The sequence below is a fragment of the Streptomyces sp. NPDC057474 genome (assembly GCF_042802555.1).
Classification (GTDB): Bacteria; Actinomycetota; Actinomycetes; order Streptomycetales; family Streptomycetaceae; genus Streptomyces.
In genome coordinates this window covers 1-22686 of sequence record NZ_JBHVDX010000085.1, presented here as the reverse complement: position 1 = coordinate 22686, position 22686 = coordinate 1, and the positions used below count along the sequence as shown (strand labels likewise).

The 22686-nt window shown below is 69.0% G+C and carries 21 protein-coding genes and 3 pseudogenes; 8 read left to right on the top strand and 16 right to left on the bottom strand.

Annotated features, from left to right (window positions below):
* Positions 1-6: 6 nt before the first annotated feature.
* The 6 genes from ACFU53_RS23650 to kdpF form a co-directional block, all read right to left on the bottom strand.
* The gene (locus ACFU53_RS23650) at positions 7-2574 is read right to left on the bottom strand and encodes an ATP-binding protein (RefSeq protein ID WP_383995720.1); all 2568 of its coding nucleotides are present in this window, start codon (positions 2572-2574) and stop codon (positions 7-9) included.
* 1 nt (position 2575) lies between these two features.
* Positions 2576-3259, bottom strand: a complete 684-nt coding sequence (locus ACFU53_RS23645) for a response regulator (RefSeq protein ID WP_383995717.1) — start codon at positions 3257-3259, stop codon at positions 2576-2578.
* Positions 3260-3384: 125 nt separating this feature from the next.
* The gene (locus tag ACFU53_RS23640) at positions 3385-4053 is read right to left on the bottom strand and encodes a potassium-transporting ATPase subunit C (protein ID WP_383995714.1); all 669 of its coding nucleotides are present in this window, start codon (positions 4051-4053) and stop codon (positions 3385-3387) included.
* Between the two features lie 5 nt (positions 4054-4058).
* Positions 4059-6170, bottom strand: coding sequence for a potassium-transporting ATPase subunit KdpB (kdpB, locus tag ACFU53_RS23635; protein ID WP_383995767.1), 2112 nt, complete (start codon positions 6168-6170; stop codon positions 4059-4061).
* 47 nt (positions 6171-6217) lie between these two features.
* Positions 6218-7882: a potassium-transporting ATPase subunit KdpA gene (kdpA, locus tag ACFU53_RS23630; RefSeq protein ID WP_383995711.1), complete on the bottom strand. Its 1665-nt coding sequence runs from the start codon at positions 7880-7882 to the stop codon at positions 6218-6220.
* 32 nt (positions 7883-7914) lie between these two features.
* The gene (gene kdpF / locus ACFU53_RS23625; RefSeq protein WP_018566520.1) at positions 7915-8004 is read right to left on the bottom strand and encodes a K(+)-transporting ATPase subunit F; all 90 of its coding nucleotides are present in this window, start codon (positions 8002-8004) and stop codon (positions 7915-7917) included.
* 250 nt (positions 8005-8254) lie between these two features.
* Between kdpF and ACFU53_RS23620 the strand changes: the two genes are divergently transcribed.
* Positions 8255-8449 carry a hypothetical protein gene (locus tag ACFU53_RS23620; RefSeq protein WP_383995707.1) on the top strand — a complete coding sequence of 65 codons (195 nt, stop codon included), beginning with the start codon at positions 8255-8257 and terminating at the stop codon, positions 8447-8449.
* Positions 8450-8458: 9 nt separating this feature from the next.
* On the top strand, positions 8459-9001 hold the full coding sequence (locus ACFU53_RS23615; protein ID WP_383995704.1) for a DUF1707 domain-containing protein: 543 nt from the start codon (positions 8459-8461) through the stop codon (positions 8999-9001).
* 230 nt (positions 9002-9231) lie between these two features.
* On the opposite strand, the pseudogene ACFU53_RS23610 reads toward ACFU53_RS23615, so the two are convergent.
* Positions 9232-9530, bottom strand: a pseudogene (locus ACFU53_RS23610) (diaminopimelate decarboxylase); the annotation flags it as partial.
* A gap of 232 nt (positions 9531-9762) precedes the next feature.
* Here ACFU53_RS23610 and ACFU53_RS23605 point away from each other — a divergent pair.
* Both ACFU53_RS23605 and ACFU53_RS23600 read left to right on the top strand, forming a co-directional pair.
* Positions 9763-10368 (top strand): hypothetical protein, encoded by a 606-nt coding sequence (locus ACFU53_RS23605; RefSeq protein WP_383995701.1) that lies wholly within the window; start codon positions 9763-9765, stop codon positions 10366-10368.
* Between the two features lie 39 nt (positions 10369-10407).
* Positions 10408-10800, top strand: coding sequence for a hypothetical protein (locus ACFU53_RS23600; RefSeq protein ID WP_383995699.1), 393 nt, complete (start codon positions 10408-10410; stop codon positions 10798-10800).
* 266 nt (positions 10801-11066) lie between these two features.
* On the opposite strand, the gene ACFU53_RS23595 is transcribed toward ACFU53_RS23600, so the two are convergent.
* The 4 genes and pseudogenes from ACFU53_RS23595 to ACFU53_RS23580 form a co-directional block, all read right to left on the bottom strand.
* Positions 11067-11882, bottom strand: coding sequence for a sulfite exporter TauE/SafE family protein (locus tag ACFU53_RS23595; protein WP_383995696.1), 816 nt, complete (start codon positions 11880-11882; stop codon positions 11067-11069).
* 130 nt (positions 11883-12012) lie between these two features.
* Positions 12013-12556, bottom strand: a pseudogene (locus ACFU53_RS23590) (cation transporter); the annotation flags it as partial.
* Positions 12557-12603: 47 nt separating this feature from the next.
* Positions 12604-13701: a magnesium and cobalt transport protein CorA gene (locus ACFU53_RS23585; RefSeq protein ID WP_383995694.1), complete on the bottom strand. Its 1098-nt coding sequence runs from the start codon at positions 13699-13701 to the stop codon at positions 12604-12606.
* A gap of 25 nt (positions 13702-13726) precedes the next feature.
* Positions 13727-13918, bottom strand: a complete 192-nt coding sequence (locus tag ACFU53_RS23580) for a CorA family divalent cation transporter (RefSeq protein WP_383995691.1) — start codon at positions 13916-13918, stop codon at positions 13727-13729.
* A gap of 356 nt (positions 13919-14274) precedes the next feature.
* Between ACFU53_RS23580 and ACFU53_RS23575 the strand changes: the two genes are divergently transcribed.
* Together ACFU53_RS23575 and ACFU53_RS23570 are read left to right on the top strand one after the other, a co-directional pair.
* Positions 14275-15759, top strand: coding sequence for an APC family permease (locus ACFU53_RS23575; RefSeq protein ID WP_383995688.1), 1485 nt, complete (start codon positions 14275-14277; stop codon positions 15757-15759).
* A gap of 11 nt (positions 15760-15770) precedes the next feature.
* A complete protein-coding gene (locus tag ACFU53_RS23570; RefSeq protein ID WP_383995686.1) occupies positions 15771-16730 on the top strand; it encodes a hypothetical protein in 960 nt (319 codons plus the stop codon).
* Between the two features lie 391 nt (positions 16731-17121).
* On the opposite strand, the pseudogene ACFU53_RS23565 reads toward ACFU53_RS23570, so the two are convergent.
* Positions 17122-17779: pseudogene (locus ACFU53_RS23565) on the bottom strand (IS701 family transposase); the annotation flags it as partial.
* A gap of 302 nt (positions 17780-18081) precedes the next feature.
* Here ACFU53_RS23565 and ACFU53_RS23560 point away from each other — a divergent pair.
* Positions 18082-18558, top strand: coding sequence for an ATP-binding protein (locus ACFU53_RS23560; RefSeq protein WP_383995683.1), 477 nt, complete (start codon positions 18082-18084; stop codon positions 18556-18558).
* A 540-nt stretch (positions 18559-19098) separates the two neighbouring features.
* On the opposite strand, the gene ACFU53_RS23555 is transcribed toward ACFU53_RS23560, so the two are convergent.
* Positions 19099-19482 (bottom strand): nuclear transport factor 2 family protein, encoded by a 384-nt coding sequence (locus ACFU53_RS23555; RefSeq protein ID WP_383995680.1) that lies wholly within the window; start codon positions 19480-19482, stop codon positions 19099-19101.
* A 23-nt stretch (positions 19483-19505) separates the two neighbouring features.
* On the bottom strand, positions 19506-20042 hold the full coding sequence (locus ACFU53_RS23550; RefSeq protein ID WP_383995677.1) for a hypothetical protein: 537 nt from the start codon (positions 20040-20042) through the stop codon (positions 19506-19508).
* 209 nt (positions 20043-20251) lie between these two features.
* On the opposite strand from ACFU53_RS23550, the gene ACFU53_RS23545 reads away from it, so the two are divergent.
* A complete protein-coding gene (locus ACFU53_RS23545; RefSeq protein WP_383995674.1) occupies positions 20252-20377 on the top strand; it encodes a hypothetical protein in 126 nt (41 codons plus the stop codon).
* 343 nt (positions 20378-20720) lie between these two features.
* Here the strand turns inward: ACFU53_RS23545 and pstB are convergent, their stop codons facing one another.
* Positions 20721-21536, bottom strand: coding sequence for a phosphate ABC transporter ATP-binding protein PstB (pstB, locus tag ACFU53_RS23540; protein ID WP_383995764.1), 816 nt, complete (start codon positions 21534-21536; stop codon positions 20721-20723).
* 85 nt (positions 21537-21621) lie between these two features.
* Complete coding sequence (locus ACFU53_RS23535) at positions 21622-22530, bottom strand: sortase (protein ID WP_383995671.1); 909 nt, start codon at positions 22528-22530, stop codon at positions 21622-21624.
* Between the last annotated feature and the right edge of the window lie 156 nt (positions 22531-22686).

Here is a 22686-nt window from a genome sequence, read left to right as displayed (position 1 = left end):
CCCGGATCAGACAACATTCGCCCCGTAGTTCGCGGCGCCCTGACTGATTCCACGCGTAGACGGTGACGGCGGGCGACCTGGTGCCGTCGGCAGGCTGAGCACCATGGTGAGGCCGCCGCCGGGAGTGTCCTCGGCGTCGAGGGTGCCGCCCATCGCCTCGGCGAAGCCGCGCGCCACCGCGAGGCCCAGCCCCACGCCGGACCCGCGCGGGGAGTCGCCGTAGCGCTGGAAGGGCTCGAAGATGCGTTCCTTCGCCTCGTCGGGGACGCCGGGCCCGCGGTCCACCACCCGTACCTCGACCCGGTCGGCGATGACGCTGGCGGAGACCAGTACCTGGGTGTTCTCGGGGCTGTACTTGACGGCGTTCTCGACGACGTTCGCGACGGCGCGTTCCAGCAGCCCCTTGTCCACGGCGACCATCGGCAGGGTTTCGGGAACGTCCAGCTCCACGGTGTCGTCCAAGACGCCGACGAGCGCCATCGGCACCACCTCGTCGAGGTCGATCTCCCGGATCAGCGGGGCGACGGTGCCGGTCTGCAGGCGGGACATGTCGAGGAGGTTGCCGACCAGGTGGTCGAGGCGGTCGGCGCCTTCCTCGATCGCCTCCAGGAGTTCGGCCTGGTCCTCCTGCGACCATTCGACGTCGTCCGAGCGCAGGGACGACACCGACGCCTTGATCCCGGCGAGCGGGGTGCGCAGGTCGTGGCTGACGGCGGCGAGCAGCGCGGTTCGGATGCGGTTGCCCTCGGCCAGTTCCTTGGCCTGGTCGGCCTCCTGCTGGAGGCGCTGTCGGTCCAGTACGACGGCGGCCTGGGCGGCGAACGCGGCCAGCACCCGGCGGTCCTCGGCGGGCAGCACGCGGCCGGTCATCGCGAGCGCCATGTGGTCGCCGACCGCTACGTCGACGTCCGCGTCCTCGGGGTTCTGACAGGGTCGTGGGCCCACGCTGCCCGCGCAGGTCCACGGCTCGACATCGCCCGCTCGTTCCAGCAGGGCGACGGACTCCATGCCGAAGGTTTCGCGGACCCTTTCCAGCAGGGCCTCCAGGCCGGTCTCGCCGCGCAACACGTTGCCTGCGAGGAAGGACAGGATCTCGGACTCGGCGCGCAGCCGGGCCGCTTGATGCGTACGTCGAGCGGCCAGGTCCACCACGGAGGCGACGGAGACCGCCACGGCCCCGAAGATGACGATGGCGACGATGTTCTTGGGGTCGGCGATCGTCAGCTGGTGCAGTGGTGGGGTGAAGTAGTAGTTGAGGAGCAGGGAGCCGAAGGCTGCGGAGGCCAGCGCGGGGTACAGGCCGCCGAGCAGAGCGGCGGTCACCGTGAGCGTCAGGTACAGCAGCATGTCGTTGGAGAGGCCCAGCTCCACGTCGATGTTGGTCAGGAGCAGGGTGAGGAGCGCCGGGCCGACCACACCGGTCAGCCAACCCCAGATGATCCGGGAGCGGCCGAGTCTGGCCCCACGGGCCACAGGCAGTCCACGTCCCTTGCCCGCCTCGTCGTGTGTGATCAGATGGACGTCCAGGTCGGGCCCTGAGTCCCGGGCGACGGTCGCGCCGACACCCGGCCCGAACACGTACTGCCAGCCCCTGCGCCGCGAGACACCGAGCACGATCTGCGTGGCGTTGACCCCGCGCGCGAAGGCCAGCAGCGCCACCGGGACGTCCTCTCCCACGACCTGGTGGAACGTCCCGCCCAGGTCCTCCACGAGGGTGCGCTGGACTGCCAGTTCCTTGGGCGAGGCCGACGTCAGGCCGTCGCTGCGGGAGATGTACACGGCCAGTACCTCGCCGCCGGCCCCCTTCTCCGCCAGCCGCGCCGCCCGCCGGATCAGCGTCCGCCCCTCGGGGCCACCGGTCAGCCCGACGACGATCCGCTCGCGCGAACCCCAGATCGTCGACACCCGGTGCTCGCTGCGGTACGCGTTGAGGTACTCGTCGACCCGGTCCGCCACCCACAGCAGCGCCAGCTCCCGTAGCGCGGTCAGGTTGCCGGGCCGGAAGTAGTTCGACAGCGCGGCATCCACCTTGTCGGGCTGGTAGATGTTGCCGTGCGCCATCCGTCGCCGCAGCGCCTGCGGCGACATGTCCACCAGCTCTATCTGGTCCGCCCGCCGCACCACCTCGTCGGGGACGGTCTCGCGCTGCCGTACGCCCGTTATCGACTCGACGACATCTCCGAGCGACTCCAGGTGCTGGATGTTGACGGTCGATACCACGTCGATCCCGGCCGCGAGCAGCTCCTCCACATCCTGCCAGCGCTTCTCGTTGCGGGAGCCGGGCACATTGGTGTGGGCCAGCTCGTCCACGAGAGCCACGTGCGGCTGCCGGGCGAGTACGGCGTCCACGTCCATCTCGGTGAAGACCGCGTCCCGGTACTCCAGCTCCTTCCGCGCGATCTGCTCCAGACCGTGCAGCATCACCTCCGTACGCGGCCGGGCGTGATGCTCGACGAACGCCACCACACAGTCCGTGCCCCGCTCGGTACGGCGGTGCGCCTCGGAGAGCATGGCGAACGTCTTGCCGACGCCCGGTGCCGCGCCGAGGTAGATCCGAAGCTTGCCGCGTGCCATGTCATCCCTCGAAGCGGTAGCCCATGCCGGGCTCGGTGATCAGATAGCGGGGGTGGGAGGGGTCCGCCTCCAGTTTCCGACGGAGCTGCGCCATGTACACCCGCAAATAGTTGGTCTTGTTGCTCTGCGAAACGCCCCACACCTCCTGCAACAGCTGACGCTGACTGACCAGGCGCCCGGGATTGGTGACCAGGATCTCCAGCAGGTGCCATTCGGTCGGAGTGAGCCGTACGTCGCGGTCGGCACGCGTGGCCCTCTTCGCGAGCAGGTCGATGGTGAAGCTGTCCGTCTCGACGAGTGACGTCCCGGGTTCGAGCGGTACGTCCTCGGTACGGCGGACAGCGGCCCGGAGCCGGGCGAGGAGTTCGTCCATGCTGAACGGCTTGGTGATGTAGTCGTCGGCTCCGGCGTCGAGCGCGGCGACCTTCTCCTCTGAGGCGCGGCGCGCGGAGAGTACGAGGATCGGTACGCGGGTCCAGCCGCGCAGGGCCTTGATGACGTCCACGCCGTCCATGTCGGGCAGTCCCAGGTCGAGGACGACCACATCGGGCTGGCGTGCGGCGGCGAGGCGGAGCGCGGTGGCACCGTCGGGCGCCGGGTCCACTCCGTACTGGCGGGCCTGAAGGTTGATCACGAGGGCCCGGACGAGCTGAGGATCGTCCTCCACCACCAGTACCCGGGTCATCGGTGTACGCCTTTCCTGTTGTGCGGAGAGCCGGAGTTTCGTGCGGAACAAGCGTCACGGCTGCGGGAGTTGACGAAAGGCGTGCTGCCCCGTCCGCCAACTCCCGCGTACTGCACGTCAGGCCATCAGCCCTTCGCCACGAGTTCCTTGAGCGCGATGTTGAGTTCGAGGACGTTCACCCGGGGCTCGCCGATGAAGCCGAGGGTGCGTCCCGCGATGTGGTCGTCGACGAGCTTCTGGACCTGGGCGACGGTCAGGCCGTTCTTTTCCGCGATCCGGTGGACCTGGATGTCGGCGTACTCCGGGGAGATGTCGGGATCCAGGCCGGAGCCGGAGGAGGTGACCGCGTCGGCGGGTACGTCGGACGGCATGACCATGTGGCCGGCCACCGAGTTGTCCTTGATGACCGCGGCCTTGGCGTCCTTGACCCACTTGATCAGGTCGGCGTTGTCACCGGAACGGTTCGTGGCGCCGGACAGGATCAACTTGTACTGCATGTTGACGCTGTTGCTGCCCAGACCGTTCTGCGGGCGGCCCTGGAACCACTTCAGATCGGGCTCCGGGGTCTCCTGCCCCTTCTTCAACGGCAGGTTGTACGTCTGCCCGATCAGGGAGGAGCCGACGACCTTGCCGTCCGCCTTGATCTCCGAGCCGTTCGCCTTGTCGTTGAACAGGGCCTGGGCGACACCGGTGATGGCGAGCGGGTAGAGGATGCCCGTCACCACGGTGAGCACGAGGAGAGCGCGCAGGCCGGCCCAGAGCAACCGGGCAGTGTTCGTAACCGAGTTGTTCATGCCGATCAGCCGATTCCGGGGATGAGGGAGATGATCAGGTCGATGATCTTGATGCCGATGAAGGGGGCGAGCAGGCCGCCGATGCCGTAGATGCCGAGGTTGCGGCGGAGCATCTTGTCGGCGCTCATCGGCCGGTACCGCACACCCCGCAGGGCGAGCGGCACGAGCGCGATGATGATCAGCGCATTGAAGATGACCGCGGAGAGGATCGCGGAGTCCGGCGAGGACAGGGCCATGATGTTGAGCTTGTCCAGGCCCGGGTAGACGGCCGCGAACAGCGCCGGGATGATCGCGAAGTACTTCGCGACGTCGTTGGCGATGGAGAACGTCGTGAGCGCACCCCGGGTGATCAGCAACTGCTTGCCGATCTCGACGATCTCTATGAGCTTGGTGGGGTTGGAGTCGAGGTCCACCATGTTCCCGGCCTCCTTGGCGGCCGAGGTCCCGGTGTTCATGGCCACGCCCACGTCCGCCTGGGCGAGGGCCGGCGCGTCGTTCGTTCCGTCACCGGTCATCGCGACGAGCTTGCCGCCGGCCTGTTCCCGCTTGATGAGGGCCATCTTGTCCTCGGGGGTGGCCTCGGCGAGGAAGTCGTCGACGCCGGCCTCCTCCGCGATCGCCTTGGCGGTCAGCGGGTTGTCGCCCGTGATCATGACGGTCTTGATGCCCATGCGGCGCAGCTCCTCGAACCGCTCCCGCATGCCGTCCTTGACGACGTCCTTGAGGTGGATGACGCCCAGGATCCGCGCGCCGTCGCGGTCCTCGACCGCCACGAGCAGCGGCGTGCCGCCCGCCTCGGAGATCCGGTCGGCCAGGGCGCCGGCGTCCTCGGAGACCTCGCCGCCCTGCTCCCGTATCCAGGCGATGACCGAACCGGCCGCGCCCTTGCGGACCTTGCGTCCGTCGACGTCCACGCCCGACATCCGGGTCTGGGCGGTGAAGGCGATCCACTCTGCGCCGGACAGCTCGCCCTGGAGGCGCTCGCGCAGACCGTACTTCTCCTTCGCCAGTACGACGATGGAACGGCCCTCGGGGGTCTCGTCGGCCAGCGAGGAGAGCTGAGCGGCGTCCGCCAGCTCGGCCTCCGGCGTCCCGGTCACCGGCACGAACTCCGACGCCTGGCGGTTGCCGAGCGTGATGGTGCCGGTCTTGTCGAGCAACAGCGTGGAGACGTCACCTGCGGCCTCGACGGCCCTGCCGGACATCGCCAGGACGTTGCGCTGCACGAGCCGGTCCATGCCCGCGATACCGATCGCCGACAGCAGAGCGCCGATCGTGGTCGGGATCAGACAGACCAACAGGGCCACCAACACGACCATCGTGAGGTGCGTGCCCGCGTAGTCCGCGAACGGAGGCAGCGTGGCGACGGCCAGCAGGAAGACGATCGTGAGGGACGCGAGCAGGATGTTCAGCGCGATCTCGTTGGGCGTCTTCTGCCGGGCCGCGCCCTCGACCAGGGCGATCATCCGGTCGATGAAGGTTTCACCCGGCTTGGTGGTGATCTTGATGACGATGCGGTCGGAGAGGACCTTCGTCCCGCCGGTGACGGCGGACCGGTCACCACCGGACTCCCGGATGACCGGGGCCGACTCACCGGTGATCGCCGACTCGTCCACGGAGGCGACACCCTCGACGACGTCACCGTCGCCGGGGATGACGTCGCCGGCCTCGCAGACGACCAGGTCACCGACGCGCAGCTCGGTGCCGGGCACCTGCACTTCCTTCTTGCCGGGCTCGCCGTCCCGGGACAGGCGACGCGCGACGGTGTCGGTCTTGGCCTTGCGCAGGGTGTCGGCCTGCGCCTTGCCCCGCCCCTCGGCCACCGCCTCCGCCAGGTTGGCGAAGACGACGGTCAGCCACAGCCAGGCGCTGATGGTCCAGCCGAACCAGTCGCCCGGGTCCTTGAAGGAGAAGACCGTCGTCAGCACCGAGCCGACCAGCACCACGAACATCACGGGCGACTTGATCATCACCCGGGGGTCGAGCTTGCGGAAGGCGTCCGGCAGCGACTTGACCAGCTGCTTCGGATCGAACAGGCCCGCGCCGACGCGCCCTTCGTCCTTGTGGCCGGTCGGCACATCGCTGTGCGGCGCCCGCGTCGGGGTGGCTGTGGACATCGAGTCCTCTTGCTTCTCTATCCGGGTGGTCATGTCTATCCGGGTGGTCATGACGCCAGCCCCTCGGCCAGCGGGCCCAGCGCCAGGGCCGGGAAGTAGGTCAGACCGGTGATGATCAGGATCGCGCCCACCAACAAGCCGGTGAACAGCGGCTTCTCCGTGCGCAGCGTGCCCGTGGTGGCCGGGACCGGCTTCTGCTCGGCGAGCGAGCCGGCCAGCGCGAGGACGAACACCATGGGCAGGAAACGGCCGAGCAGCATCGCGATGCCGAGGGTGCTGTTGAACCACGGGGTGTCCGCGTTCAGCCCGGCGAAGGCCGAGCCGTTGTTGTTGGACGCGGACGTATAGGCGTAGAGGATCTCGGAGAATCCGTGCGCGCCGGAGTTCGTCATCGAGTTGCCCGGGGTGGGCAGGGCCATCGCGGCGGCGGTGAAGATGAGCACCAGTGCCGGGGTGATGAGGATGTAGCAGGCCGCGAACTTGATCTCGCGGGTGCCGATCTTCTTGCCCAGGTACTCAGGTGTACGGCCGACCATCAGCCCGGCGATGAACACCGCGATGATCGCCATGATCAGCATGCCGTAGAGGCCGGAGCCGGTGCCGCCGGGCGCGATCTCGCCCAGCTGCATACCCAGCATGGTGATCCCGCCGCCGAGGCCGGTGAAGGAGGAGTGGAAGGAGTTCACCGCACCGGTCGAGGTCAGCGTCGTCGACACGGCGAAGATCGACGAGGCGCCGACTCCGATGCGCTGCTCCTTGCCCTCCATCGCACCGCCGGCGATCTCGAACGCCGGGCCGTGGTGGGCGAACTCGGTCCACATCATCAGGGCGATGAAGCCGACCCAGATCGTGCCCATCGTGGCCAGGATCGCGTAGCCCTGCTTCACGCTGCCGACCATCACGCCGAAGGTGCGGGTCAGCGAGAACGGGATGACGAGGAGGAGGAAGATCTCGAACAGGTTGGTGAAGGGAGTCGGGTTCTCGAACGGGTGGGCGGAGTTGGCGTTGAAGATGCCGCCGCCGTTCGTGCCGATCTCCTTGATGGCCTCGGTGGAGGCGACGGCGCCGCCGTTCCACTGCTGCGAGCCGCCCATGAACTGACCGACCTCATGGATGCCGGAGAAGTTCTGAATGGCACCGCAGGAAACCAGGATAATCGCGGCGACCACGGAGAGCGGCAGCAGGATGCGGACGGTGCCGCGCACCATGTCCGCCCAGAAGTTGCCGAGTTCACCGGTTCGGGAGCGCGCGAAGCCGCGTACGAGGGCCACCGCCACCGCGATGCCGACGGCCGCGGAGACGAAGTTCTGTACAGCCAGCCCGGCGACCTGCACGACGTGGCCCATGGCCTGCTCGCCGTAGTACGACTGCCAGTTGGTGTTCGACACGAAGGACGCGGCGGTGTTGAACGCCTGGTCCGGGTCGATGGAGGCGAAGCCCAGCGAGCCGGGCAGCACGCCCTGAAGGCGCTGCAGCAGGTAGAGGAAGAGGACACCGACCGCGGAGAAGGCGAGGACGCCGCGCAGATAAGCGGGCCAGCGCATCTCCGTGTCGGGGTTGGCGCCGATGCCCTTGTAGATCCACTTCTCGACGCGCCAGTGCTTGTCGGAGGAGTAGACCATGGCCATGTAGTCGCCGAGGGGACGGTAGGCGAGCGCCAGCGCCGCTATCAGGGCGAGCAGTTGGAGGACGCCGGCAGGTACGGGACCCATGTCGCCCGCTGCGGTAGCAGCTGATGTCACGGTCAGAACCTCTCCGGGAAGATCAGGGCGAGGACGAGATAGCCCAGCAGGGCGACGGCCACGATGAGGCCGACGACGTTCTCGGCGGTCACAGCTTCGTCACCCCCTTGGCGACGAGGGCCACCAGCGCGAACACCGCGATCGTGGTGACGACGAAGGCCACGTCGGCCATCGCTAACTCCTAGATGAGGTTCGGATCGAGCGGACTGTTAGAGAAAAGCGCCTCTCTGGCCGGATCCGGCCGCCCTTGACGGCTCCCATACGCAGGTTCGTAGGCCTTTGACGGAACTCTTACGGCAGGCTGTTCCAACCGGGGGTACCGATCCCCCCGACCGCCTGAGCGTGCCGTCGTCCGCGACCGCCGAGGCGCGGGCGGCCGGGGTGCGGGCGGCCGGGGTGCGGGCGGCCGGCCTGGGGCTGATGGGCTGTCTGTGCTCGGCCGGTCTCCCACTGGGGTACCGCCCGACGAGCCTGGCCTTCCCACCCGCTGCCTCGCCCGTCACGCTCGGCATGTCCGTATCGCCGGCACGACACTAGAGTGAAACGGTGACCTCCCTGCCGGAAGACTCGCCGCCGCTGATCCGTGACAACGACCGTGACACGGCCGTGGGGCGCCTGCAGGAGGCGTACGCCGAAGGGCACATCTCGCACGAGGAGCTGGACGAGCGCCTCCACCAGGTGCTCACCGCCAAGACACGCGGCGGGCTCCAGTCGGCCCTGGCCTCACTCCCGGAGGAGGATGCGGGGACCACCTCCACGATCGCCGTCGCCGGCGGACGGATCAAGCGGCGCGGCGCATGGCGGGTACCACGGATCCTCAAGGTCGAGTCCGCATACGGAACGGTGCGCCTGGACCTGTCCCGGGCGGTCATCGAGCATCCGGTGGTCGACATCGAGTTGCAACTCGGCACCGGCGGGGCAAAGATCACGGTGCCTCGCGACGCGATCGTCGAATTCGAGGATCTGCAGACCGGGTGGAAGGACACGCGGTACAAGACCCGGCGACGACCCCGTTCCGGCGGGCCGAGGATCCGGATCTCCGGGACCATGGGGTTCGGACGGTTGAAGATCCGCCACGCACGGCGTTGAGGCCCCATCCGAGGCGATGGAGTTCGAATCGGATGCGACGCTTGACCTGAGTCGGGTCCGAGGCATCTTCTGCGAGCGGTCCGGCTTGTCCGGCACAGTCTTGCGGATGCCGCTGACACCCAGACAATCCCGCACCGAGGGAGCAAAAGTCTGGTCGAGATCAGCGTGTTCAGAGCGGCGCCTCCGGGCCATCGATCTCCCGGAGGCACCCCCGGCTCACCCTGCGGCCAGAGGCCCACGTCGCGGCTGCGGATGTCGTCGAGGGACTCGCGGCGGACGAGGAGGCGGGCGTGGCCGGCGTCGACGGCTACGACCGGCGGGCGGCCGACGAGGTGGTAGCCGGAGGCCATGGGCAGGTGGTAGGCGCCGGCGACGGGGACGGCGAGGAGGTCTCCGGGCCGTACATCGGCGGGGAGTTCGGTGTCGGCGAGGACTTCGCCCGCCTCGCGGTGCCGACCGACCACCGTCACCGGCGTCGCGGGCGCGCACTGGGCCGGCCGATCGGCCAGGGCATGTACCGCACCTCGTAGTCGACTCCGGCCGTATCGGCCCATAGGGCAGTGCCCCAACAGCCAATACCGCCCCGGCTGTCCCGCTCGTTACGGTCGAGGCCCGGGACTCACTCCACACGTATGGCGGCATCGGCGTCTTCCAACGACGCCCGCCTCGCTGACTGTCCAACGCCAACGGCGCACGCCCGATGACGCCTACATGCCCTTCCGCATCCGATCCCTTCCGAGTCCGAAAGGTCGTGTTTCCGCATGAGCTCGCGCAGCACGCAGATATCCGTCGCCGCGGCAGCAGCCGCCCTTGCCCTTCTCGCTCCCACATCGGCCGCCACCGCAGCCGAGCACGAAACGCGCGTCGGCCAGGCCGCGTCCTCGGACATCGCCACGACCCTGGCCGCCCTGCGCGACCGGGGAGTTGTGCAGGGTGCCGGAACACTCGACGACCTCGCACGTCAGGCATCGGCTCCCGGCCCGGCGACCACGGCGGCGAAGGCCAAACTGCCCAAGTGCCGCGGCACGTTCCGCCACACGACCGGCACGGTCACTCTCCAGGAGTCCAAGAAGTACGGGATCCCGTGGGGCGTGAAGCTCTCCAAGAAGATCGCCCCGCAGGGGATCATCCGGTTCAAGGCCCAGATCTTCGCCAACAAGCGCGAAGCCAACGTCTACGCGCCCCACACCGAGCCCTGGAACTACCACTTCCACGGACCTCTGCCCCGCACGTTCGACCCCAAGGGCAAGGCCAAGAAGTACACGATCAAGCGTGGCGACGAGGTCTCCTTCCTCTGGACGTGGAAGTCGGTCAGCAAGCCGAAGTCCGGCGGATACCGCTTCGTCAACTGCAAGTTCAGCGCCTAGCAGCCCGGAGCGACGGGAGTAGGCTCCACAGCCATGCCCATGCAGCCAGAAGAGATCTTCGCGCCTGTAGCCCATGACCTGCGCGTATGCGGCCTTGCCGCCCGCCTGGACTACGGAGCCGAAGGCGTCGACGATCCCGACAACTGGCGCACGCTCGTCATCGGCGGTACCCGGATCGCTCCCGTGGAATTCTCCCCGGATCTGGCCGACGAGCCCCCGGGCAGCGCTGTACGTCCGGTCGCCTTCCACGTCCAGGCAGCCCTTCTGGAGAACCTGCAGATCCTTCGCGGCAGTCGGCCGTGGCCCGCCTGCCGCGAAGGACACCCGCATCCCATGGAGTTGTCGACAGAAGGCGAAGAGGACTGGCCCGCCTGGCGCTGCCCCAAGGACCGGTCATACCGGTTTCCCCTCGGTGCACATCCAGGCGAATAACACACACCAGAACGGCCGGTGGGACGATCCCCGCGAACCGGTGGGACGATGCCCGCGCGAGCGACCGCGCTTCCCCTCGGCCGTCCTCGTACCGCTCCTGCACCAAACCTCGACCACGCCGGTTTACGTGAACAGCGTCTGGGTCCTCTTCGACCGGCTGCCAAGTTCCCCTCGGCAGCCCCGTCGTGCGCCGCACTGCCAGGAGACACCCGTGTCCTTCTGACTCGCTTCTCCTGATCCGAGGGCCCCACGGTGACCGACGCCTTTCAGTCGTGACGGGCGAGCTTTGCTGCGGATACGAGCAGGATCAGGGCCAGTGCGGGGATGAGTACCAGGTCTGAGAAGACGCCGAGGAGCAGGCCGCCCAGCATGGCACCGGCGATGGAGCCCGCCGCCATGACCCCGGTGAAGCGGAGGTTGGCGCCGAGCACCGCGAAGCTGCCGTCACGGCTGTAGCGGGCGAAGGCCACCAGCATCGTCGGCAACGACACCAGCAGGGACAGGCTTCCCGCGGTCTTGATGTCCACCGCGAACAACAGCACGATCGTCGGGATCAACAACTCGCCCCCGGCCACGCCCGTGATCGCCGCGACCACCCCGATGACGAAGCCGGCCAGGACTCCGCAGGGCACCTGGGCCCACAGCGGCGGCGCAAACGTCCCCAGGGTGGTGGTGTGCGTGACCAGCAGGGCCGCGGCCATGAGCACCATCAACGCCGCCAGCACCTTGTAAAGGGTGGAGCTGCGCATGCGCACCGCCCAGGACGCTCCGGCCCAGGCCCCCAGCAGGCTCCCGGCCAGCAGGTTGACCGCGACGGACCAGTGAGCGGCCACCTCGGAGGCCGGGACCGCCGCCAGGCGGGCGGGCAGAGCAGACAGGACCACGACCAGGCTCATCGCCTTGTTCAGGATGACCGCTGAGAGCGCGGCGAATCCGAACAGGCTGATCAGCAGCGGCAGGCGGAACTCCGCGCCACCCAGACCGATCATCCCGCCCAGAACGCCGATGACCGCTCCCACGCCGAACACCAGGGGCGGCGAGTGCGTCACGCGTGTGGGAGTGAGGTCCTGGTCGGTGGTCATGGCGGGCATCCTCGCTGGTCGCACCCCCGCCCGCTAGGGCACGCCCACACCTTCGGGTGAAAGCACGTCGCACCCGCTCGAGAATGCACGCAGCTCTCTGAGCCATCTTGTACGGCCAACTGACTAGCTGGTTACAGCAGTCGCATCCGGGGCGACAGCCACAGGCATCCGCCTCGGCACCGGTGGGCGGGGCCGCGGCAGCCGGGTCGCGCAGCATCCGTCGCCCCGCCAGGCGTCGCGGCCTTCCTTGGCGGCGATGACGGCGATGACAAGGGCGGCGATGGGGTCGGCCCAGGACCAGGTCGACCAGGAGCACGGCCGGGAGGTACGTGCAGAGCATGACGGCGAAGGAGAGGGTGGCGAGCACGATGCCGGAGGCGAGCGTTCCGCCTCGTCGGTGCCGGACAAGGCCCGGACGGCGTCGGCGGTGACGTGGGCGGCGAGGACGAGGAACGCCAGCGCGATGATGCGCAGTGTGGTCTTCTCGCGGGCTTCTCGTACGGCGTGCCCGCGGGCGGAGACTGCCAGGCGACCGCTGCGGCGGAGGTGGCCTCGATGACTGAGTCCAGGGTGACCTCGATGACTGAGTCCAGGCCGAAGCCGATCAGAGCGGTGGACAGGGCGAGGGCGCCGGCGGGGAGCGCGACGGCCGCCTCGACGACGTTGTAGGTGACCCTGAATCCTGGAGATCGTGGACTGTTGTGGGTCTGGCGGTTGCGGGCTACAGCCAGCCGTTGCGCTTGAACCCGCGGTGGATGACGAAGCAGGCGGTGGCGATGACGGCGAGGACTAGGGGGTAGCCGAAGCGCCAGCGAAGTTCGGGCATGTGGTCGAAGTTCATGCCGTAGACGCCGCAGACCATGGTGGGAACGGCGATGATCGCGGCCCAGGCGGTGATCTTGCGCATGTCCTCGTTCTGGGTGACGGTGACCTGCGCGAGGTGGGCCTGAAGGATGGAGTCGAGCAGAGCGTCGAAGGCGTTGATCTGCTCGGTGACACGGGTGAGGTGGTCGGCGACGTCCCGGAAGTACGCCTGTATCTCCTGGTCGACGCAGGCCCTGGGTTCGGTGGCGAGACGGTCGAGGGGGCGTGCGAGGGGCACCACGGCGCGCTTCAGTTCGAGTAGTTCACGCTTGAGCTGGTAGATGCGGCCGGCGTCGGCGTTCCGGGGGCGGTGCGGAGAGAAGACGTCGGTCTCGACCTGGTCGAGGTCGTTCTGGACGGCGTCGGCGACCGTGACGTAGTCGTCGACGACGTGGTCGGCGACGGCATGCAGGACCGCGGAGGGGCCCTTGGCCAGTTGCTGGGGTTCGGCTTCGAGGTCTTCACGCAGAGGGCCGAGGGAGCCATGGCGGCCGTGGCGGACGGTGACGACGAAGTCGGGGCCGGTGAAGACCATGATATCGCCGGTGTTGACGACCTCACTGGTCGCGGTCAGTTCGGCGTGCTCGACGTAGGTGACGGACTTGAAGACGGCGAACAGGACATCGCCGTACTGCTCGACCTTGGGGCGCTGGTGGGCGTGGACGGCGTCCTCGACGGCGAGGGGGTGCAGGCCGAACAGGTCCGCGACCCCTGCGAACTCCTCCCCGCTGGGTTCGTGCAGGCCCAGCCAGACGAAGCCACCCCGGTGCTTGCGGACGTGCCGGACGGCTTCCTCCACCGGGTCCGCGGCCGGATGGCGGACGCCGTCGCGGTAGACGACGCAGTTGACCACGCTCGCGCCGAGCGGGGAGCGGGCCGGGTGGCTGAGGTCCACGCGGCGTCGGCTGCGCCGCGCCAGGTTCGCGACTTTGCGCAGGTTGCCGACCATCGACATTGCGGGATCCTCCTTCACCGGACCATCAGGCCCGGACAGTGTGCCAAATGACGATATGGCAGGTGACAGAGCCAACGCTTTTACGGAAGACCAGGTAGTCGACGGTGACGAGGGAAGTGGTGGCGATGAGCATCGCGGGGTAGCCGAAGCGCCGGCGAAGTTCGGGCATGCGGTCGGCGTTCATGCCGTAGACGCCAGCGATGGCGATCACAGCCACGATTCACCGGGACGAGCCGCTTCGTCCGCCACGAGGCGGCCTGACCGACCAGGGCGCCCCTCCGCCCCACACGTGACCAGGCCGCTCACGCAGTGCCACGACCGGAACAGTGAAATCTTCAAAAAACTCAGAACATTACCCACCAGTTAATCTTGAACCATCAAACAACGTGGATATCATCACTCGCACACACGGTGTGATCATCCGGTCGCCGATCGCTGGCGCACGATGCGCTCCGTCGTTCCCATCCCCGGGCCCGAAGCCCCCTCCGGGCCCGAGGAGCGGCACCCCTAACTCCTCTCACGTCGGCGACCCATGGCGTCCGTCCGTCGTGCCCTTACGAAGGCAGCGCATCGATGAGCAACAACAGGGGCAGAGGGCTGCAGGCCAATGTCCTCGGCACGTTCGACACGGTCGTCATGGCGGTGGCAGGCAGCGCGCCCGCCTATTCGATCGCGGCGACCACCGCCGTCCTCGTCGGTGCGGTGGGCCTCGCGAGCCCCGCGGCGCTGCTGTACTGCGCGATACCCATGCTGGGCATCGCCCTGGCCTTCAGCTACCTCAGCCGCATCGACGTCAACGCGGGCGCCAGCTACTCCTGGGTGGGCCGAACGCTCCACCCCTTCCTGGGGTTCCTGAGCGGTTGGGCCCTGGTGATCTCCGCGACCATCTTCATGGTGGCCGGCTCACTGCCCGCGGGCGCCATGACGCTGTCCCTCTTCGACGCGGACCTGGCCGACAACACCGCGCTGGCCACGACGGTCGGCGCCTTCTGGTTCCTGGCCATGCTCTTCGTCGTCCTCGGCGGCGCCCGCCTCACCGTCCGCGCCCAGCTCATCATGTCGGGCGTGGAGCTCGTCATCCTGGCCCTGTTCGCCGTGCTCGCGCTGCTGCACGGCGACAGCGCCCGGTCCTTCGAGTGGTCATGGCTGGGCTTCGGTCAGTTCGACGGGGTGAGCGGCTTCGCGTCCGGTGCGCTGATCGCCGCCTTCTACTACTGGGGCTGGGACGTCACCAGCAACCTCAGCGAGGAGACCCGCGACAGCCGCCGCACCACCGGCCTCGCCGGCCTGATCGGCGTCGGCATCGTCTTCCTGCTGTTCGAGGTCTTCACCATCGCGGTCAACGTCATCCTCACCGACACCCAGATCCAGGAGAACGACGCCAACGTCCTGGCGGTGCTCGGCGAGGAGGTCTGGCCCGGTCTGGGCGGCAAACTGCTCATCGTCGCCGTGATGCTGTCCACCATCGCCACCCTGGAGACCACCCTCATCCAGGTCACCCGCTCCCTGTTCGCGATGGGCCGCGACCGCACGATGCCCGAGGCCCTCGGGCGCGTCCACCGCACCTGGAACACCCCCTACGTGGCCATCGCCGTGGTGGGCGGCGTGGCACTGGTGATGTTCGTGGCCTCCAACGCCCTCGGCTCGGTCGGCGAGATCCTCGCGGACGCCATCTCTGCGATCGGCCTGCAGATCGCCGTCTACTACGGTCTGGCCGGGCTCGCGGTGGTCGTCGCCTACCGCAGGATGCTGCTGAAGTCCGTGTCGAACTTCGTCTTCGGCGGGCTGTGGCCGCTGCTCGGCGCCCTGTTCATGTTCTGGGTGCTCATCGAGTCGTTGGGCGAGCTGAGCAGCGCGTCCGTGACGATCGGACTCGGCGGGCTCGCGGTCGGTGTGATTCCGATGCTCTGGTACTGGCGGAAGGGCAGCGAGTACTACCGGCCCGCTCCGCTCGACGCCGCCGAGGCCGTCGGGACGGATGCCGCCGCCGGAGACGCTGCGGCCGCCGCGGCGGCCGGACGGTCCCATGCCCATGAGGGTCTCCCGACCGACTTCTGAGGAGGACCCCGATGGCGCGAGAACGCTTCACACCCGATTTCGACTCCGACTGCGGTGACGCGCCCCTGACCTCGGCCCGGCAGGACATCGTCATCGGCCGCTGGCAGGGCCCCCGCGACCTGCTGCGCAGGACCGGCCCGGCCTGGGTCGCCCGCGGCCACCGGGTCCGGATGCTCGCGCAGGCGTGTGCGGGCAGTTCGACCGTGGAGTCCTGGCTCGCCGCCGAGCCCCGCAGCGCCGACGCCCTGGTGCTGCGGGCCGCCACCGGGACGGCGCGGGCCTTCAACCTGGCCATCACCGCGGGCCGGGGCGTACCCATCGACCCGCAGCGCATCGACAGCGCGGCGGTGGCCTGCTTCGAGGCCGCCGAGGCGTACCCCGACGACCCGACGCCCTGGATCTCCCTGATCTCCGTGGCCCGGCTCTACAGCGGCGGGGTGCGCCGCCAGGAACTGGCCCGCTGGTGGGACGAGTTGTACGACCGCGACCCGTTCAGTGTGGAGGGCCACCTCCAGGTGCTCCACTACTACTCGTCGCGCTGGCACGGCTCGCACGGCCTGATGTACGACTTCGCCCGGGACGCGGCCGGTGTGGCCCCGGCCGGATCCCCGCTGCCGGTACTGGTGCAGTACGCCCGGGTCGAGGAGTACCGCACCCTCCAGGAGGAGAGCCGGGTGCGGCCGGCCGGTCTCGGCATCGGACAGCACTGGAGCCACGACGGCGCCGCCAGCGACGTACGGCGTACCTGGCAGCGCTGGATCACCGGACGTGCGGAAGGCCCCCCTCCCCCCGGAGAGGTGCGTGACCTCAACTACCTGGCGCACGCCGCCTGTTCGGCCGGGCTGACGGACATCGCCGGATCACTGTTCAACATCATCGGGCAGCGCGCCACCCACACCCCGTGGTCGTACACCGGCGACCCGGCGCGCCAGTTCACGAAGTGGCGCAAGGAGTTCCTGCCGCGCGGCTGAGGCGCCGATGTCCGCGGGCGCGCGCGGTCCATTCGTCGCGTCGCTCATCCAGAAGCTCACCGACCAGGCGCATCAGGGCGGTGCGCGCCTGGGGAGTGTGTCGGCAACCAAGCCTCCGGTCGGGACGCCGAGCGGTACGAGGCCTTGGAGAAGCTGCGGTTGGCGCTGTTGACGCGGCCCAGGAGCTCGGTGGGACGAGGCGTTGGCGCAGGGCGACGGACAGGAGATGCCAGCGGCGAAGGCCGCGCCGGTGCCGCCCCAGGCGACACCGACCGGCGCCGAGGGCGGCTAGTAGGACTCCGTTAGGTTGCTCTGGTTCTTGGGTGTGGGCTGGTGGTGGCTGTTCTGGGCAGGGGGCGGTGGCAGGTGGTGCAGGTGCCGGTCCAGCAGTTCAGCAGGTCCTGGATGGTGTCGAGGATCTGGTAGAGGGTGAGTCCGCCGTATCGGCTTTTGGGGCCAGGCGCTGTTCGGTGAGGAACGCGTGGGCGGCGGTGACCAGGGTGACGTGGTGGTGCCAGCCTGCCCAGGAGCGTCCTTCGAAGTGGTCCAGGCCGAGGCCGTGTTTGAGTTCGAGGTAGTCGTGCTCGATGCGCCAGCGGATCTTGGCCAGACGGACCAGTTCGGCCACCGGGGTGCCGTCGGGCAGGTTCGACAGCCAGTAGTCGGTGGGTGCTTCGGCGCCTTCGGGCCATTCGGCCAGCAGCGTGACCTCGGGCAGGACACCGTCCCACAAACCCTCCTGCGCGGTGGCGGCGGCCTGGGCCAGGCGGCGGGACCTGCCCCCGGCCGGCCGCACCCGCAGTGCCAGAAACCGCGAGTGCATCGGCCCGCGGGAGCCTTCCCGCCAGGTCACCTCGGTGAACGCCTGCCGCCCCCCGGTCCGCCGCGAGCGCGGACACCGAGGACGGCTTGTCCCGGTAGCGGGGCCGCGGCCTGCGGCCGTTCCCGGACCACGCCGGGGCGGTGGGCTGCGCGTCATGGGGGTGCACGGACACGTCCGAACGGACCGCCACGACATAGCCGATGCCCCGCTCGCTCAGGCCGTCCCGGGTCAGCAGTGCGGCAGTCAGCTCGTCCTTGACGGTGTGGTCGATCTCGCCGCGCAGGGTCACGACACGGATGCCGTCGGCGATGGAGTGTTTGATGGATAGCCGGGCCGGTTGGCTCGTTCCCGAAATCTCGGTCACCATCCCCTCACCCGCGCCTAGGCTACCCCGGGGCGTCTGTGCGTTCGATTGTGCCGCACAGCCGGCCGGACGCACCCGGCCGGCTGTGCCGAACAACGTGCCGGTGGCATGTATGGGAACGCGGCGGGCACCCGCACACGTAGTGAAGGGGGAGCAGGAGGACGATGCCGGTGGAGCCGTACGACGAAGAGGGCGACCCTGAGCCCGGCACCCACCCAATGCAGTACCGCCACGCCTTGACCGGAGGTGAGGGATGTATCGCCCAGGCCCGTCACCACGCCACCGACTTCCTCACGCGGCTCCTGGACGACCACGGCCTGGACGTCTCCCCACGAGCCATGGACGTGACCCAGCTGGTCGTCAGCGAACTGGTCACCAATGCCCTCAAGTACGCCCCCGGCCCCGTCCTCATGGAGCTACGCCACTCCGGTACCACGGTGGTAGTAGTCGTGTGGGACAGTGAACCCACCGTTCCGGCGGCCCGGGCCCCCGACCCCGACCGCATCGGCCAGCACGGCTTGGAGATCGTCAAGGCTGTCACCCAGGACCTCGACATTCAGAGGCAGACGGTCGGCAAACGCATCACCGCCCGCATCACCCTGACCGACACACACGACACCCGCATCACCACACGACCCTAGACGGAGCGGCCTTCCTCGCCGAAGCGAAGCGACTACCTGCTCCACTCGACCAAGCGGCCAACAACGTGCCCGGCAAACCGAAAAGGTGAGATACCCGCACCGGATCATCGCCGGCGGCCGACGCGGCATCGAGTCGCCTCCCGTCAAGGACGCATAGCCCCGCTGCTGCCGATCCGTCCTGCCAGGTGCCAGCATCACCCTGGACGCCTGCCGGCGCCGGCGCACCGCAACAGATCGCGCTGCGCCCCCGCCGGGCAGCGGCGCAGTCGCGTTGCTCCCCGGTGGAGTGGTCCGCCGGTGGAGTGGCCCGCCGGAACGGGGGACGTGGTCGCGGTGAAAAACAGATAGCTGCTGCAGCATCCGCATCGCGGGATCGGTGAGCAACGACCGGACGTTGTTCCGTTGCTCCTTCGGCGTCTGCCAGAGTCGGTCAGCAGCGCGGCGGCCTACGGGTTCCGGGCCAGGACGTTGGTCTGTCGGCAACGGATCTGGTGAACCCGCCCGCCGAGCCCCGGCCTCGGCGGGCCGGCTGCGTGTGTGTCACCAGGTCGTTGCCACCGAGCGCAGCGCGGTCCACGTTTCGCCGTCTCGGGCGTAGTCCATGGTGAATTGCAATGGCCAGTCGGCATATGTGCCGTAGACCGTTGCCTCGGTGACGATGCGGCCGACGAGGCGAGCCGTGTCGCCCTCCACGTCGACGGTGACGTGCTTCTCGATCACGCCATGGTAAACGAACTGGCCGGCTCGCATCTGGGACAGCCACTCGGCCTTGGGCTGTCGGTACCCGGTGATGTGGGTGAGGGTGAAGCCGTCGTCGAGCAGGTCGTCCAGGGCTCCGGTGTCGCCGTCGGTCATCGCCTGCAGGTGGGCGCGGTAGGCCGCGAGGACCTCTTCACGGGCGTTCCCGTCCGGGGGTGCGTTCATGGTGGCTCCTGTCCTGGTGGGGGTCATTCGGCGGCTTGGCGTCGGGACAGCCGTACTTCTTCGAGGTCGAGATGGCGCTGGACCTGGCGCAGCACGGTGTCGTCGATCTCGCGGTCGTCACACAGGCGGAGCACGGTGGCCCGTTTGTGGGCGAGGAGGGCCAGGCGCAGCGCGGTGTAGTGCCGGTGGTGGCGCACGGCGGCTTCGTCGTCGGTGGCGGTCTCGCCGCCGCCGACGCGAACGACGAGCAGGTGGGTCTCGTACTCCTGGCGCATGCGTTCGGCGACCGCCGGGTCCGTGTCCAGTTCCTCGGCGAGCGTGGGGAGTGCCTTGAGGGCCTCCTCGGTCGCGGTCGTCTCGGCGAGGAAGTGTTCCTCCTCCACCGACGTGTCGCGGGGCAGCCGGGCCCAGCGCACCACGGCCGGCAGCAGCAGGCCCTGCACGACCAGGGTGGTGACGATGACGCCGGAGGTGACGAAGACGATCGTGTCCCGGTCGGGAAAGGGCGCGCCGGAGTCGAGCGTCGGTAGCAGGGTGGTAGCAGCGTTCGACGGGATCACTCAGTGGGCTCCGTCGGGGGCCTGTTCGATTTTTCGGGCGGCTCTGGATTATTCACTGGTCCGCGGGTGGAGGCGGCAGCACCCGTTGTCCGGGAAGAGCTGCTGCCTGATGCCGCCTTCCGAGAGGCGTACAGCGACGGCCTCTTCGAGCACGGCTGGTCGTGGCCGGCGCAGCCGGTTGCTGACCGGACCGGTGCGGCAGATGTGCCTTGCGGAACACGTTCAGCTCACACAGACCGCACTTCTGGGCCGGCCACCGCTGCGACCACATGCTCGACTTCGTCGAGCCGGAGGTACGCGAGGTGCTGGGCCGGTTCGACGACCCGCTGTTCTGACACCGCCTGGAGGACACCACCGGTGCTGGTTCGGGCTCCCAGAGCCGCAGTGTGTCCCTGGGATGCGGACCTGTTGCTGTGGTGTCCACCTGATGAGTGCCGCCGATCGCGGGATGAGTGGCGGCGGGCGGCACCCCGCCTGGAGGCCTGGGTTCGTGTGACCGACAAGACTGAGCGTGACGTCGGCTTACAGGACCTGGTGGTGGTCTTGGAAGCCGACGTTGTTGTGTGGGGGTGGGGGTGGGTGTCGATGCAGCCGGTGGGGCCGGGCGGAATCCCGATGGAGACAGTGCGGGGAAGCGCGCCTTCCTTCTGGCCCGCAAACAGCCGTAAGCCCCTTCCGTCAGCCGAACCGGCCCGCCACGTAGTCCGCCGTCCGCTGGTCCTCCGGGCTGCCGAAGACGCGCTCCGTGGCACCGTGCTCGACGATCCCGCCCGGTGTGCCGTGCTCGGCCAGGAAGAACGCGCATTGCTGCGAGACGCGCGCCGCCTGCTGCATGTTGTGGGTGACGATCACGATGGTCACCTCATCGGCGAGTTCCTGGATGGTCTCCTCGACCCGGCGGGTGGACGTCGGATCGAGGGCCGAGCACGGTTCGTCCATCAGCAGCACCCGGGGCCGTACGGCGAGGGCGCGGGCGATGCACAGGCGCTGCTGCTGGCCGCCGGAGAGGGCGCCGCCGGGCTGGCGGAGGCGACCTCTGACCTCCTTCCACAGACCGGCTCGGGTGAGGCACTCCTCGACCAGTTCGTCCTTCGTACGACGGTTCGCACGGGCGCCCGTCAGACGCAGGCCCGCCACCACGTTGTCGTAGATCGACATCGCGGGAAACGGGTTCGGCTTCTGGAAGACCATGCCGATGCGCCGGCGGGCGTCCGTCAGGCGGCGCTCGGGGGCGTAGATGTCCTCGCCCTCGAAGAGCACCTCCCCGGCGAACTGTGCCGCCGGAATCAACTCGTGCATCCGGTTGAGCGTGCGCAGGAAGGTCGACTTTCCGCAGCCGGAGGGGCCGATGAGGGCGGTGACCTGGCCCGCGGGCATGGTGAGGGAGACCTGTTCCAGCACCTTGTGGCTGCCGAACCACGCCGAGACGGCAAGCGCTTCGAGCGTCGCGGGAGCAGTCGCGGGAGAAGTCGCGGAAGTGGCCGTCGGCGCCACAGGGGGCAGCACGACCGTGTCGGAGGAAGCAAGCGCGTCGGTCACGTCGGACACCTCTTAGTGATCATGTCGGTCTCTGGTCGTTTCACAGCAGATTCGGCAGTAGCTCGGTCGTGCGCACCGCCACCTGGAGCCCGAGCACGGCGACGACAGGGGCGAACACGATCCAGGTCTGCCGGCGCCCCCACTTGTGCCAGGCCCACACCGCCGCGACCGCCCCGGCCACCAGCGCCTGCAGCCACATCACCAGCGACCACGGCACTCCCGCCGGGCGCGCGAGCGGCTGCTCGGCGTCCGGGAGCGTGCCGGCGCGGATCACGGCCGCCGGGGTCTGGGCGATTCCGGAGATCAGGTCGGCGTCGACGCGCAGCACACCGCCGGGCATGTAACGCGGGCCGGTGGCGGTGACCAGCACCAGGCGGCCCTTGCCCTGGGCGGGCGGGAGGGGCACCGGATCACCGGCCCGGCGTACACCGATGACCTGGTACGTCGCCTTGCCCTGGCCGGTGGTCACGGTGAACGTGACCCCCTTCTCGAGCTCGTCCAGCCGGCCGAACGCGCCGCCGTACGCCGCCGCGCGGCCGAACAGCGCGCTGGTGCCGGCCTGCCCGGGCAGCGGGGTGTCCCGGCGGTGGCCGGGGCCGTCGGCGAGGACGGCGGAGTCGGTGCCCTCCAGGACGACCTGGTGGACGCCGATGGCGGGGATGTCGATGAGTGCGACCGGGGTGCCGGGCGCGAGCAGTTGGCCGCTCTGGTCGACCTGGGCCACCGGGGCCGTCCCCAGGGCGAGTTGGGCGCGCAGTTCGTCGAACGCGGCGTGCTGGGCGACCCGTTGCTGGAGGACGCTGAGCAGCAGCAGCTGTGCGGTGAGGCCGAGCAGCAGGGCGGCCAGGGTGAGCAGGCCGCCCCGGGCCAGGGCCTGGGCGGCGGTGACACCGCGCACGGCCGGCCGTGGGGCGGGCCTGGCGAGCGTGGTCTGTACGGCGACCGTCACGGCGCCCGTCTCCTTCTCTGGTTCTCTCTGGCTGTGTTTCCGGCTGTCCCGCCGGTGCCCGGCACGGTCTGGGCGCCCCCGCACCCCCGGACCAAAAACCCCCCAGTGTAAGCGGGGCAATATGGTTTATTTAACGCCCCTCTTACCGATAACCCG